The 12,830-nt window shown below is 68.2% G+C and carries 14 protein-coding genes; 2 read left to right on the plus strand and 12 right to left on the minus strand.

Annotation, left to right across the window (positions count from 1 at the left end):
- Window positions 1-7: 7 nt before the first annotated feature.
- From gspE to AC5P9N_RS03265, 12 genes are all read right to left on the minus strand, one after another.
- On the minus strand, window positions 8-1,441 hold the full coding sequence (gspE, locus tag AC5P9N_RS03210) for a type II secretion system ATPase GspE (protein ID WP_099484882.1): 1,434 nt from the start codon (window positions 1,439-1,441) through the stop codon (window positions 8-10).
- On the minus strand, window positions 1,438-3,819 hold the full coding sequence (gspD, locus tag AC5P9N_RS03215) for a type II secretion system secretin GspD (RefSeq protein WP_099484883.1): 2,382 nt from the start codon (window positions 3,817-3,819) through the stop codon (window positions 1,438-1,440). The genes gspE and gspD overlap by 4 nt, the downstream gene beginning before the upstream one ends.
- Window positions 3,816-4,343 carry a type II secretion system protein M gene (locus tag AC5P9N_RS03220; protein ID WP_099484884.1) on the minus strand — a complete coding sequence of 176 codons (528 nt, stop codon included), beginning with the start codon at window positions 4,341-4,343 and terminating at the stop codon, window positions 3,816-3,818. The genes gspD and AC5P9N_RS03220 overlap by 4 nt, the downstream gene beginning before the upstream one ends.
- Window positions 4,340-5,503 (minus strand): type II secretion system protein GspL, encoded by a 1,164-nt coding sequence (gene gspL, locus AC5P9N_RS03225; RefSeq protein WP_099484885.1) that lies wholly within the window; start codon window positions 5,501-5,503, stop codon window positions 4,340-4,342. Before gspL ends, AC5P9N_RS03220 begins: the two co-directional genes overlap by 4 nt.
- A complete protein-coding gene (gene gspK / locus AC5P9N_RS03230) occupies window positions 5,500-6,405 on the minus strand; it encodes a type II secretion system minor pseudopilin GspK (protein WP_164212641.1) in 906 nt (301 codons plus the stop codon). Before gspK ends, gspL begins: the two co-directional genes overlap by 4 nt.
- 9 nt (window positions 6,406-6,414) lie before the next feature.
- On the minus strand, window positions 6,415-6,852 hold the full coding sequence (gspG, locus tag AC5P9N_RS03235) for a type II secretion system major pseudopilin GspG (RefSeq protein ID WP_076740081.1): 438 nt from the start codon (window positions 6,850-6,852) through the stop codon (window positions 6,415-6,417).
- Window positions 6,853-6,909: 57 nt separating this feature from the next.
- Entirely contained in the window at window positions 6,910-7,470 is a 561-nt protein-coding gene (locus AC5P9N_RS03240) for a hypothetical protein (protein WP_224481818.1), read from the minus strand.
- A gap of 144 nt (window positions 7,471-7,614) precedes the next feature.
- Window positions 7,615-8,166 (minus strand): hypothetical protein, encoded by a 552-nt coding sequence (locus tag AC5P9N_RS03245; RefSeq protein ID WP_012480451.1) that lies wholly within the window; start codon window positions 8,164-8,166, stop codon window positions 7,615-7,617.
- Window positions 8,167-8,224: 58 nt separating this feature from the next.
- Window positions 8,225-9,205 (minus strand): FecR family protein, encoded by a 981-nt coding sequence (locus tag AC5P9N_RS03250; RefSeq protein ID WP_005409893.1) that lies wholly within the window; start codon window positions 9,203-9,205, stop codon window positions 8,225-8,227.
- 69 nt (window positions 9,206-9,274) lie between these two features.
- Window positions 9,275-9,805 (minus strand): RNA polymerase sigma factor, encoded by a 531-nt coding sequence (locus AC5P9N_RS03255; protein WP_012480452.1) that lies wholly within the window; start codon window positions 9,803-9,805, stop codon window positions 9,275-9,277.
- A gap of 16 nt (window positions 9,806-9,821) precedes the next feature.
- Window positions 9,822-10,502: a TonB C-terminal domain-containing protein gene (locus AC5P9N_RS03260; protein WP_099484887.1), complete on the minus strand. Its 681-nt coding sequence runs from the start codon at window positions 10,500-10,502 to the stop codon at window positions 9,822-9,824.
- A 656-nt stretch (window positions 10,503-11,158) separates the two neighbouring features.
- Window positions 11,159-11,623 (minus strand): Lrp/AsnC family transcriptional regulator, encoded by a 465-nt coding sequence (locus tag AC5P9N_RS03265; protein ID WP_005409896.1) that lies wholly within the window; start codon window positions 11,621-11,623, stop codon window positions 11,159-11,161.
- A 127-nt stretch (window positions 11,624-11,750) separates the two neighbouring features.
- Between AC5P9N_RS03265 and AC5P9N_RS03270 the strand changes: the two genes are divergently transcribed.
- Both AC5P9N_RS03270 and AC5P9N_RS03275 read left to right on the plus strand, forming a co-directional pair.
- Entirely contained in the window at window positions 11,751-12,482 is a 732-nt protein-coding gene (locus tag AC5P9N_RS03270; RefSeq protein WP_099594703.1) for an AzlC family ABC transporter permease, read from the plus strand.
- A complete protein-coding gene (locus AC5P9N_RS03275; RefSeq protein ID WP_005409898.1) occupies window positions 12,479-12,793 on the plus strand; it encodes an AzlD family protein in 315 nt (104 codons plus the stop codon). The genes AC5P9N_RS03270 and AC5P9N_RS03275 overlap by 4 nt, the downstream gene beginning before the upstream one ends.
- Window positions 12,794-12,830: the final 37 nt, after the last annotated feature.

The following is a 12,830-nucleotide window of genomic DNA, read 5'->3' on the forward strand; positions in this document are numbered from 1 at the left end:
GCAGGCCTCAATCGTCGCCGGTGACGCGCAGGATCTCTTCCAGCGTGGTTACCCCGCTGTCGACCCAGCGCTGGCCATCCTGCCGCAGGGTCCGCATGCCGGCCCGCCGGGCCGCCTCGCGTAGCGCAGGCTCGCCCTGCCCTTCATGGATCAGTGCGCGCACGCGGTCGTCGACCACAAACAGTTCATGGATGCCGGTTCGCCCCCGATAGCCGCTGTTGGCGCAGGCTGCGCAGCCCACCGCACGCCATACGGCAAGGCCCTCGCCGTCCACATCGGCACGTCGGCACTGCGTGCACAGCCGGCGCACCAGCCGCTGCGCCAGTACACCGCGCAACGACGAGGCCAGCAGGAACGGCTCCACGCCCATGTCGGCCAGGCGGGTCACCGCCGAGATCGCATCGTTGGTATGCAGCGAGGCGAGCACGCCGTGGCCGGTCAGCGACGACTGCACCGCAATCTGCGCGGTTTCCAGGTCGCGGATCTCGCCGATCATGATGGTGTCCGGGTCCTGGCGCAGAATCGCACGCAGCGCGGTGCCAAAGCTCATGCCGATGCGCGCGTTGACCTGGATCTGGCCGATGCCGGCGAAGTCGTACTCCACCGGGTCTTCCACGGTGAGGATGTTGCTGGTGCTGCTGTCGAGCTGGCCAAGTGCAGCGTACAGCGACGTGGTCTTGCCGCTGCCGGTCGGCCCGGTGACCAGCACGATGCCGTGCGGCTGACGGATCAACCCGGTGAACATGGCCAGCGTGTCATCGGCCATGCCGAGGCGCTGCAGCTGCAGGCGACCGGCATCCTTTTCCAGCAGGCGCAGCACAGCACGCTCGCCATGACCGGTCGGCACCGTGGAGACACGGATATCCAGCGGCCGCCCGCCCACGCGGATGGCGATGCGCCCGTCCTGCGGCAGGCGCTTCTCGGCAATATCCAGGTGCGCCATGATCTTGATGCGTGATACCAGCGCCGCATGCAGTGCGCGCCGTGGCTGCACCATGTCGCGCAGCGTGCCGTCCACGCGGTAGCGCACCACCGAATGGGTCTCGAACGGTTCGATATGCAGATCGCTGGCGCCATCGCGTGCGGCCTGTGCCAGCAGCGCGTTGATCATGCGGATCACCGGCGCATCGTCCTGAGCATCCAGCAGATCGGTGACCTCCGGCATGTCCTGCATCAGCCGGTCCAGATCGACTTCGCTTTCGGCGGCACCCACTACGGCAGCGGCATCGCCGCCGTCACGGTACTGCTCACCCAACCGCCGTTGCCACGTCGCAGCATCCAGCGCCTGGAACGGCAGCGGGCCATGCCGACGGCGCAGTTCGGCCACGGCCCACGCCGCAGTTTCGGCGGTGCCCAGTAACACGGGCTCGCCACCAACTTCGGACAGCATCACGCCATGGCTGCGCACCCAGACGTACGGCAGAGCTGTGGCGGCGCTCACGGCCCGATCACCAGTTCCGGCGTGTAGCCCAGCCCGCGCAGCTGCTGCAGCGCAGGGTCCAGCGTCGCCGGATCGCGCGGCAATCGCACGCGCAGGCGTTGCCCGCTCTCGCCGGGCGTCGCTTCGGCATAGGCCTGCAGGCCCAGTGCACGCACCTGCGCCACGCCCTGGCTGGCACGCGCCGGGTCCAGCCCCTGCGCGAACTGCACCAGCTGCGCGTCGCCGTCACCGGACGGGTACAGCGCCGCCAGGCTGCTGCTCTGCAGCGGCTGGCCCTGGCCATCGCGTGCATTGCCCTGGCCGAGGACAGACAGGTCCTGCGGTGGCAGCTGCGGTGCCGACAGCGCCGGCAAGGCCCAGCTCTGTGCCGGCTGCGCGCCCGCCTGCGCGTTGCGCATGTAGTCGTAGCGGTCGCGGGTCAGGCGCTGGCCGGCGGCCGGGTCACGCACCACGTGCGGGCGCAGGAACACCATCAGGTTGGTCTTGGCGCGCTTGCGCGTGTCGCTGCGGAACAAGGCGCCCAGGACCGGGATCCTGCCCAGGCCCGGCACCGCATCACGGCCATGGCTGACGCTGTCTTCCAGCAGGCCACCCAGCACCATGATCTGGCCATCGTCCAGCAGCACGCTGGTATCCAGGGCGCGCTTGTTGGTGATGATGCCGGCCGTGCTGTTCGCGCTCTGCGCGTCGATGCTGCTGACTTCCTGGTAGATGTCCAGCTTCACCGTGCCGCCCTCGGAGATCTGCGGGCGCACCCGCAGCTTCAGGCCGACGTCCTCGCGCACGATGGTCTGGAACGGGTTGTTGCTGCCGCCGCCGCCGTCGGTCACGTAGCGGCCACTGACGAACGGCACGGTCTGGCCGACCATGATGCTGGCCGCTTCGTTGTCCAGCGTCATCAGGTTCGGCGTGGACAGGATGTTGGCACCGCCCTTGCTCTGCAGCGCGTTGGCCAACGCCTTCATGTTGAGGATCTGGCCGACGCCGGGCAGGTTGATGGTGCCGTCGATCACACCGATCTTCAGGCCATCCTTGGGCAGCACGTCCAGGGTGGTGCGTGCGTTGGTGTTCAACCCGCTGCCACCGGTGGTGCCGCCGAAGTGGGTTCCGCCGAAGGTGCGGCCATTGCCCAGCATCCACTGCACGCCCAGTTCGGCCGCGTCGGTCTGGTTGACCTCCACGATCAGGCTTTCCACCAGCACCTGTGCACGGCGCTGGTCGAGCTGGTCGATCACCCGGCGCAGGTTGCGGTACACCGGCTCGGGGGCGGAGATCAGCAGCGTGTTGGTGGCCACGTCCGCCTGTACCGAGATGCCGTTCTGGCTGAAGCCGGTGCTTCCTGCATCGATCGGGTCACGGCGGCTCGGATCCAGGCGCTGCGATTCCAGCGCATTGCCTCCGGGCTTGGCCTGCTGCGGCTGCGACGGCTGCGCGGGGGTGGAGCGGCTGGCGTCGCCGGGCAGTGGTGTGATGCCTTCGTTGCTGCCCATCGCCGGTGCATCGCTCTGCCCGGCCACCACGCCACGCAGCACACCCGCGAGCTGGTTGGCCTGGGCATTGCGCAGGTAGACCACATGCAGGTTGCCGGATTCATCCTGGGCACGGTCCAGCTTCTCCACCAGCTGCCTAGCCAGGCGGGTGCGCCCGGGACTGCTCGACCGCAGCAGCACGCTGTTGCTGCGCGGGTCGGCCATCACCACCACCTTCTGGGTGGGCTCGGCGCCCTGCGCATCCAGCAGCGGCGCGACCATCGCCGCGACGTCAACGGCAATGCCCTGCTGCAGCTTCACCACATCGGTGTCCATGCCGGCCGGTGTATCCACGCTGGCGATCACCCGCGCGATGCGCTCCAGGTTGTCGGCATAGTCGGTGATCACCAGCGTGTTGTTGCCCGGATTGGCAGTGATCGGATTGTCCGGGCTGATCATCGGCCGCAGCACCGCCACCAGCGCGGCCGCGTTCTCGTAGCGCAGCGCGAAGGTGCGCGTGGCCACCTCACCGCCGGCACCACCGGTGCCGACGCGCCCTCCCAACAGCTTGGCATCGGCCTGCGGCACCACCCGGCTGACGCCGCCGTTCTCGACCACCGCGAAGCCACGCATGCGCAGTGCACCGAGCAGCAACTGGTAGGCCTGGGTACGACTGACCGGGCCATCGGAAACCACCGTCATCTTGCCGGTCACCCGTGGATCGACCAGGAACTGGCGCCCGGTGAAGCGCGCTGCCATGCGCAGTACGCCACCGATATCGGTGTCGACCAGGTTCAACTGCACCGGCTCATCACGGGCGTCCTGCGCCAGTACCAGCGCCGGTGCGTGGGCCATGCACACGATCAGGGCCAGTGCGGTACTGCAGGCAAGGCTGCGCATCGCCCTCATGGATGGGCACCCGCGGTGGCCACCATCACGATGTTTCCGGAAATCCGTGCCGCCGGCATGTTCGCATCCCCTGTGCGTGTCAGTTGCAGCTGCTGCAGCTCGATGGCCGGGTCGGCCAGTAGCGGCAGCAGCCAGTTCCATAGCGCATCCGCGGGCACCGCCTGCACCTGCAGGTGCCAGCGCCCGTCGCGCGCTTCGATATGCAGGCCGGCGGCAAGGCCGGCGGTCTTGATGCCATCGCGCAGCCCGGCCAGTGTCGGGTGCTGGCCCTGCGCCAGCTGCTGGCGCTCACGGGCGCGCAGCAGCGGTGCCAGTGCGCTGGACTGCGCCTGCAGCCGCGGCAGCTCGGCCTGCCAATACGTGCGCTGCTTCAGCAGTGGCTCCAGCCACAATGACCACAGGCCCGCCACCAGCAGCGCCACCACCATCACCCACAGCATCAGCCGGTCGCGCGGTGGAAGGCGTTGCCAGCGCTGCTGCAGGCCCACCAGCCCCTCGCCCAGCCGTAGGGTGCGGGTCGTCACTGCCCAGCTCCGCTCACTCGCAGGTGTCCACCGGCTTCGCGCGCCAGCTGCAGGCCCTGTGCCTGAACTGCTTGCTGCCAGTGCTCAAGCCGCTGCGGATCGTCGGCCAATGCCTGGGCATCGGCATCCAGCTCCATGTCCAGCTGCCCGGGTTGGTAATGCAGGCCGCGCACTTGCCCGGCCAGCTCCGGAACAGCCTGCAGCGTGCTGGCAACCTGACGCTGCAGCGCCGGCAACGGCGGCGCCGGCAGCGGCACCGCAAGTGCTCGCCTTGCCTGCAACACCGGGTCCACCACATCGGTGATCTCCGGGAAGCGCGCGCTGAACTGGCGCGCCATGTCCTGTTGCAGGGCCTCGCCCTCCATCCGCCAACGCGAGACCTGCAGCTGCAGGCCGAGTGCAGCCAGCAGCACTGCTGCCAGTGCCAGGCCGATCGCCAGTCGTGGTGCTTGCCGGCCTGCGCCGGGCAGCGGCAATGACCAGCCTGGCAAGGGGCCAGAGGTCTGCCGTTCATGCGTGACGGCGGTGGCCGGCAGGTTGTCCGGCCACGTCGGCGGCACACTATCGATCCACTGCACGGCCTGCACGCCGGCCTGTTGCAGGCGCACGGCCAGCGCCTGCATCACCGCACAGGCATCACGTCCGCCATACCATTGAACGAAACCCCGATCGCGCCCGCTGCGTACCAGCAGGTGCTCGCCGCTGACCTGCAGCGTGGCATGGCCGTCCTGCCAGGGCAGCAGCAGTGGCGTCGGATACAGCGCCTGCAGCTGCAGCGCACACGAGGCCAGCAGCTGCTGCGCCTGCGCGATGGCCTGCTGGCCAAGCCAGGCCACCGGAACCGTGCCGTCTGCTGCCTGCGCACCGTGGGCCAGCGCCACCTCCTGCAGGTCATCCAGCAGCATCGCCTCCACCTCACCCTGCAGCGCCGACTGCAGGCGGCGCCCGGACAATGGCGGCAGCTGCAGCTCCAGCAGGATCAGGTCGTTCGGATCGAGGCAGGCATGCACCGCGGCCTGCGGATCCCGCAGGCCCAGCGCCGCCAGCGTGTCGCGACCGTGAGCCAGTACATCGCCCTTGTGCAGCTGCGCCCAGTCCACCGCGCTGTCCGCGTGCAGGCGCTCCAGCGCCGGCAGGCGCACCCGAAGCTGCACATTCATGCGCCGATCCTCGTCCACACCCGTTGCACACGCACCCCATCGTCGCGGTACTCGCGCCACAGCAGCGCGCGAAAGTCGACCGAGCTGCCGTCAGCCTGCACCCGGCCGACGGCCAGGAACCATTCGCTATGGATGCCCAGGGGAAGCACGGCCATCTGTTCGTTGCTCAGTTGGAGTCGGTTGGCGATGTCGCCGCGATTGAGCAGCCAATGGCCAGCATCGCGCTCACCGAGCAGCGTCTGCAGCCGTGCCGGCTCGACCGCAGGCGTCACCGCCTGCAGGACCCGCAGGTCGCTGGTGTTGGCGTTGACCAGGGTCTGCGCCGGCAACACCGCGGTGCGCCGCGCCAGCGCCCGCAACGCCACCGGATCGGCGCCAGGCAACGCCTGTTCGATCAGTGATTCGCGCGGCAGCGGCGCCTGCGCCTGCATGTCGCCATCGCGCAGGCGCGCCTGGATGTGGTCGGCGGCGGATGCGCAGGCGCCCTGGCCCAGCCCCTGCCCGGCACACAACGCGATGAACGCGCGCCGCGCCTCGGGGTCCGGCCTGCCATGCGCAAGAAGGTTGCGCAGGTTGAACATCGACTGGGCATCGACCAGCTGCAGTTGCACCGGCAACGGCGCCTGCAGCTCCAATGGGCGCGCCCAGCGCCCGCTGCGCACCGTGGTCAGCTGTTCCTTTACATCCTCACGCAGCTGCTGTGCCGCACGCTCCAGCGTTGCGTCCACGGCCATGCGTACCTGTACGCGCAGCTGGTCGCCACGCAGCGCACGCAGCTGGGCCGACTGCCGGGTCAGCAGTGCGGTGGCAATCACCGCCACCAGTGCCACCACCAGCAGGGCGACGATCACCGCCATGCCACGTTGGCGGACACTCGAAACAGAACGCATCCGGGCTGACATCGGCCTGCCTCACAGCTGCCAGGAACCGATGTCCGCATTCCCGGCGTCGCCACCGGGCTTGCTGTCCGCGCCCAGCGAGAACACATCGATGTCGCCATGGGTTCCGGGAATCTGGTACTGGTACGGATGGCCCCATGGATCATTGGGCAGGCGATCCAGATAGGGCGTGACCGGCATCGCGCCACCGCCCTGCGGTGGCTTCACCAGTGCCTGCAGGCCCTGCTCGGCACTGGGATAGCGTCCGTTGTCCAGCTTGAACAGTTTCAACGCCTGCATCAATGCGGCGATGTCCTGGCGCGCCGCCACTACGCGCGCCTGGTCGGGGCGGTCCATCAACCGCGGCACGATCAATGCGGCGAGGATGCCGATGATCACCACCACCACCATGATCTCGATCAGGCTGAAACCCTGCTGCCGAGCCCTGCGAACACGAACCTGCCTTGCCATTGTTCCGCCCTCGTCATCCTGGAAGAGACCGCTGCGCCATGGTCAGCGGTGCATGTGTCAGTACGATAAACATCCGCTGGAAATCCGCTGCGCGGGTCGCTGTGCAGGCGCGATACGTGCAGCCGGGGCACATGCGGACTCGAACAGGTGCTGCGGCACGCTGGCCAGCGCATCGTCGATGCAGCCGCGCAGCAACGGGTGCGCGCAGGCCTGCAGCAGGCTCACGCACTGCATCGGCGACCATGCCGTTCCATGATCGAGGCCGATGAACATCCGATAGGCCTGGTGATAGCGCAGGTCGTCGTACACGCGCTGGGCACTGTTCAGATCGCGCACGACCACCAGCAGAGCCGCGCGCTGCAGCAGCCGCGCATCGCCTGCATCAAGCGGTAGCGGGCTCATCGCCGCCTCGGGCCAGGGCCGCAGCTGCAGGTCGAGGGCTTTTCGCAGCGCCGCCAGTGGGTGCGCACTACCATCCAGTGCCGCCCAGCGCGCCGCATCCGCCCAGGCATCGCTGGACAGCACCCAGACCCACGAGCGCCCATAGCGCTGCACGTTCAATGGTGCATGCCGTGCCTGCTCCAGTGACTGGCTCAGGTGACGATCCAGCTCCAGCATGCTGATCCTGCGACTGTCTGCCATCGGCGCCGCCCGTGCTCCACGACGCGTGGTGCGTCGTACTCTGGAGAAGACGTCAGCAAGGCAGGTGAAGCGACAGCGCGAATGCAGCTCTGTGCACTGCGTGGCGCTTCATCGACAACGTCATCGCAGCGTCATCTGCCTGCAGGCTTCGCGTTCCAGCCGCGGTGCTTCGCCTCCACAACGGCGTGCCAGTATCGCCACGTCGCTGCGCGCGGCGAATGTTGCCAGCGCATTGGACATGTCCACGTCGTCGAACCATGACGCCATCGCAACGCGCAGCGCCGGCAGCTGCCAGCCGTCCATCACACCATGGGTGCCTGCTACGAACCAATGCCAGAGGCGATGGTGAAGCACCTGGTCGTGCAGCTGTGCGAGATCCTCAATGCGATGCACGTCCATCAACAGCAGTGCGCGTGCAACCGCCGCGGGCGGCAACGCACCGGCTTCAGGCAGCGGAAGCGACTGCTGCTGCAGGCGCAGCAGCATCGCCAGCGGGTGCGACTGCGGATCAAAATCCAGCAGCACCGCCTGTTGCTGCCACTGCGCATCGGACACCACGCACACCCAAGGTGAGCCATAGCGATGCACCATCAATGGCCGTCGCTGCGTGGTTTCCAGCAGCGCCGACAGATTGCGACGCAGATCCAGCACACCGATGGTCTCGTTGCGCATCCTTGGCCTCTCCTCGCTTGCAACAGCCCTGCGCGGCGCGCACGGCCAGCGTCTTCATCTATCCAAGGACGGCAATGCCACCCGGAAAGCGACGCAGATCCAGCGACATCGTCAGTCGCAGCTGCTCCAGTGCCGCGTCCGGATCATCAATACGGAAGCGACCGCTGACCGGCGCGCGCGCCAACGCCGATTCACCCAACAGAACCTTGCCACGACGATAACGGTTGATCTCGTCCACCACCTCGCGCAGCGGTGCGCGGCGGAACACCAGCATGCCTTCGGTCCAGGCGCTCACTTCAGAAGCCACGGCTTCGGCCACCACGCCACTGAGGCGCTCGTCGTACTGGGTCTGCTGACCCGCCTGCAGCTGCAGCCGGCCCTGCGGATGCTCGATGCGGGCGCTGCCCTGCAGGCAGGTCACCCGTACCTGGCCGTGGGTGTTGCGCACATCCAGGCGCACCGCGCCTTCATCGGCAATCACGCAACCCGGGCCCGCGAACAACGCCAGGCGCAGGCCGGCCAGGGTCTCGATCGCGGCCTGGCCCTGCACCAGCTCGAAGCCTTCGCCCTGCGCGTCGGCGCGGCGGCGCAGGCTGCTCTGCGTATCCAGTTCGATCTTCAGCTGTGGCAAGGGTGCGATCTGCAGACGTTCACCGGTGCCGGTGTGGAAATCAGCCGTCATCGCCGTCACCGAAGGCCACAGCCCCAGCGGCGGGCGGATTGCCGCCACCACCACCAGGCTGGCCGGGGCGGCAATCGCCGCGCCCAGGAAGGCGCGCCGGCTCCAGCGCTGGGCCGGCGTCGGCGCCACCGGTTGGCGCGCGGCGGCGGGCAGCTGCTCGCCGGCCAGGCGTACCTGCTCCCATTGCCGGCGCGCACGGCCGAACGCCTCACGATGACGCGGATCCGACTCGCACCACGCACGGAACCTGCGCCCGTCGGCGGCGGTCGCCTCGCCCGAGGTCAGCCGCACCACCCACGCGTGCGCCTGACGCTCGACGGCATCCAGCGGGCGTTGCGGGCGATCGTCAGGATCCATGGGGGCTCATGCCGGACCCGCACGCTGCGGGGTTCTGCTCGGCGTCAAAGTGTAGACGGATGCCGCCGTTCAGAACCGCACCTGGCGCCCCTGCCCGCTGCGCTCGGCCAGGTAGTCCTGGGCCGCCTTCAGCTCACGCTGCACCAGCCGCAGCGACACACCGAGGCGATCGGCCACGTCACGCTGCTGCAGGCCATCGACGCGGATCGCCAGCAGGATGCGGCGACGGCGCTCGGGCATGCGCTGCAGCAGGCCGACCATGTCTTCCAGCGCGAAGTCCAGTTCGGCCGCCTGCGCCGGGCCGGGTGCAGGGTCGGCCATGTCCATCAGCGTATCCACCTCCTCCAGGCTCAGCAGGCGGTGGTCAGCACGTTGGCGGTCGATCACGGTATTCATCGCCATGCGCAGCAGGTAGGCCGCGGGGTTCTGCACGGCATCCAGGCGGTCACGCCGCGCGCTCAGGCGCATCCACGTGTCCTGCAGCGCGTCGCCGGCCAGCTCCTCCGAGCCCAGCTTGCGCACCAGCCGGCGCTTCAGCTCATCGTAGGCACCCAGAAGGTGGTCCATCAGGTCAACTGCCCCAGCCGTACCGTTGCTCATGTTCGAATCCTTGAAGTCATGGAAGGGGCGCGCGCCGGCCACAGTCGTGGTCGGTGCCGGAAGGACGGATCTGCAGCGTCACCGGCTGCGGCAGCGCAGCGGCATCGGGCGCCAGCACCAGGCCCTGCAGTGCCTGCAGCAGGCGCGCATCGCGGCGGGCGCTGCCACTGCCTGACAGCAGCTCGGGCTCGCTCACCTGGCCCGCGCCGTCGATGCGGAAGCGCAGCGTCGCGGCATAGCGGCCGGGCGCGATCTCCGGGTCGTCACAGAACGCCGCACGCAGCCGCTGCTGCAGGCCGCCGTAGCGACGCCGACGCTCGGCCTCGGGAAGTTCGGCGCCAACACCGGGTTCGGCTGCCGAGGGCGCGCCCCGGCGCAGCACCACGCGCTGCTCGCCGATCACCTCGGCCTCGATACCGGAGTCCTGCAACAGCACCTGCAAGGCAGGCAGCGGCGCCAGGCTGCCGCGCAGCGCATGGCTGCTGCGGCCGGCGGCCAGGTCACCCGGGTACATCACTGACCACCCACTGATGACGCTGAAGCGCTCGACCGCCTGTTCCAGCGGCTGCGCAGGGATGTCGTAGGCATGAACAGCGTCCTGCGCGGCAGCGGCAAAGGACAGCAGCAGCCATGCGGCGATGGCCACCTTCCAGATTCTGACCGCATGGTGTCCATTCAGCCCCCTGACGTAGAACACATGACCCTCGGCAGCGACAGCAGCTGCAGTGGACGCGCGCCACCACCGGAACCCCGGCCCGCGCGCGACCCGCAAGCGGGCTCAAACCGTACCGGCGCCACATGTCATTGCGATGACCGCCGCCCACGGCCTGGCATCGAGCCAGGCTCCGTAAAGCCAGTCACGCATCAGGAATCAATGAATCGAACAGACCTGTTCATTTGCTCACAGGGTCAGAGCCCGTTGCGCAGCAACGGGATCCGACCCCGTACCGACCCAAACGTGTCGACCAAGGTCGACACCCACCAGGAGCAGCTCATGCCGTTCCGGCAGATCGTGGAAATCTGTCGAAGGCGGGGTGGGTCCGGTTGCGGGGGCGTGAGCCGCATGGGCCCGAGGCATGCCTCGGGCGGGTTGGGCAGGACGCCCAACCCCGGTCTTGCCGTGTGCGCAGGACAGCGCACACGAGCAAGCCGCGACCGAGCTTACATGGACGTACTTGCAGCGTCCCCCGCAACCGGACCCACCCCGCCATCCCTCAGCAGGCCCGCTGTTGCTGTTGCTGTTGCTGTTGCTGTTGCTGTTGCTGTTGCTGTTGCTGTTGCTTCTGAGGTTGCCGGCCAGCGGCCGGCACTACCCGCGGGTGCCGGGTGCAACCCGGCCGCAAACCCCATCCCTCAAAGCGGCAGCTGGGTCGTCTGCTTGATCCGCTGCATCGGAATCTCGGTCTTGGTGTTCTGCACCCCGGCAATCCGGTTCAGGTGCTGCATCTGGAACTGCCGGTAGGCATCCAGGTCGGCCACCGCCACCCGCAACAGGAAATCGCAGTCACCGGCCATCAGATGGCATTCAAGCACTTCCGGGAACGACTTGATGCTGTTGATGAAATGATTGGTGGTGTCCTCGTCCTGCCCGCGCAGCCACACCCGCACGAACACCGTGAAGCCACGGCCCACCTTGGCCTCGTTCAACAAGGCCACATAGCGGTCGATGTAGCCGCCCTCCTCCAGCAGACGCACCCGGCGCAGGCAGGCCGACGGCGACAGCCCGACCTGGCGAGCCAGCTCCAGGTTCTGCAGGCGGCCGTCGCGCTGCAGGGCGTCGAGGATGCGCCGATCGAGGTTGTCCAGCTGGTACTGCATGGAATTTCACCCCTTTCACTTTTGGCCGCATGAAATATCAATCATCCAGAATCAAGTGGTATCAACGCAACCCGATTTCGCGATTGGACCGCTAGCATGGGCCACCCCCACCTTGTTGTGCCGTTCGATGGACGCCCGTACCACCCTCCCCCTGCCCGATACCTGCGATACCGCGCCGCGTGCCGAGTTCCTGCGCGGCCTGCGCGCTGCCGTGCCGGTGATGATCGGCTTCATTCCGTTCGCCCTGGTGCTCGGTGCGCAGGCGGCCCAGAAGGGCCTGAGCGCACTGGAAGTACCGCTGATGACCGGCCTCAACTTCGCTGGCGGCTCGGAGTTCGCCGCCGTCGAACTGTGGACCTCGCCACCGCACATTGCACTGATCGTGGCCATCACCGCGCTGGTCAACAGCCGTCACCTGCTGATGGGCGCCAGCCTGGCCCCGCTGCTGCAGCACCTGCCGCGCCGCCGGGTGCTGCCGGCGCTGTTCTTCATGTGCGACGAAAGCTGGGCGATGGGCGTGGCCGATGCGCGCAGACGCGCGCTTGGCTTCAGCCTGGCCTACTACCTGGGCGTATCGGCAGGCCTGTACACGGTCTGGGTGGCCTGCACCACGCTCGGCGCGATCGTTGGCCCGATGCTGGGCGACATCCACGCCTATGGTTTCGACATGGCCTTCCCCGCCGTATTCCTGGCGCTGCTGCGCGGCATGTGGCAGGGCATGAAGGCCGCGCGACCGTGGCTGGTCAGCCTGGCTGTAGCCGCTGCTACCTACCTGCTGGTGCCAGGTGCGTGGTACGTGGCCAGCGGCGCACTGGCCGGCCTGGCCGCAGCCTGGCTGCTGGCGGAGGACGCAGCATGATCTTCAATGGCCTGATCCACTGGACCTCGGTACTGACCATCGTGCTGATGGCCGCCGCCACCTACCTGACCCGCATCGTCGGCTTCCTCGCGCTGCGCAACCGCACACTGAGCAAACGCGCAGTGACGGTGATGGAAGCCGCGCCGGGCTGCGTGCTGATCTCGGTGATCGCCCCGGACTTCGTGGCCGACAAGCCGGCCGACCTGGCCGCGCTGGCGATCACCCTGCTGGCCGCCACGCGGCTGTCGATGCTGCCGACCGTGCTGATCGGCGTGGTCTCGGCGGGTGTGTTGCGCTATCTGATGGGGTAGCTACCGGTCCGCCGGGCAATGCCCGGCGGTCCGTAGT

This window comes from Stenotrophomonas sp. YJH_SMC_6 (assembly GCF_059371335.1).

Coding starts and splice junctions, on each gene's coding strand:
- gspD (WP_099484883.1), bottom strand. CDS start 3,819: ATGAGGGCGATGCGCAGCCTTGCCTGCAGTACCGCACTGGCCCTGATC.
- gspL (WP_099484885.1), bottom strand. CDS start 5,503: ATGAATGTGCAGCTTCGGGTGCGCCTGCCGGCGCTGGAGCGCCTGCAC.
- gspK (WP_164212641.1), bottom strand. CDS start 6,405: ATGTCAGCCCGGATGCGTTCTGTTTCGAGTGTCCGCCAACGTGGCATG.
- gspG (WP_076740081.1), bottom strand. CDS start 6,852: ATGGCAAGGCAGGTTCGTGTTCGCAGGGCTCGGCAGCAGGGTTTCAGC.
- AC5P9N_RS03240 (WP_224481818.1), bottom strand. CDS start 7,470: ATGCTGGAGCTGGATCGTCACCTGAGCCAGTCACTGGAGCAGGCACGG.
- AC5P9N_RS03245 (WP_012480451.1), bottom strand. CDS start 8,166: ATGCGCAACGAGACCATCGGTGTGCTGGATCTGCGTCGCAATCTGTCG.
- AC5P9N_RS03250 (WP_005409893.1), bottom strand. CDS start 9,205: ATGGATCCTGACGATCGCCCGCAACGCCCGCTGGATGCCGTCGAGCGT.
- AC5P9N_RS03255 (WP_012480452.1), bottom strand. CDS start 9,805: ATGAGCAACGGTACGGCTGGGGCAGTTGACCTGATGGACCACCTTCTG.
- AC5P9N_RS03265 (WP_005409896.1), bottom strand. CDS start 11,623: ATGCAGTACCAGCTGGACAACCTCGATCGGCGCATCCTCGACGCCCTG.
- AC5P9N_RS03270 (WP_099594703.1), top strand. CDS start 11,751: ATGGACGCCCGTACCACCCTCCCCCTGCCCGATACCTGCGATACCGCG.
- AC5P9N_RS03275 (WP_005409898.1), top strand. CDS start 12,479: ATGATCTTCAATGGCCTGATCCACTGGACCTCGGTACTGACCATCGTG.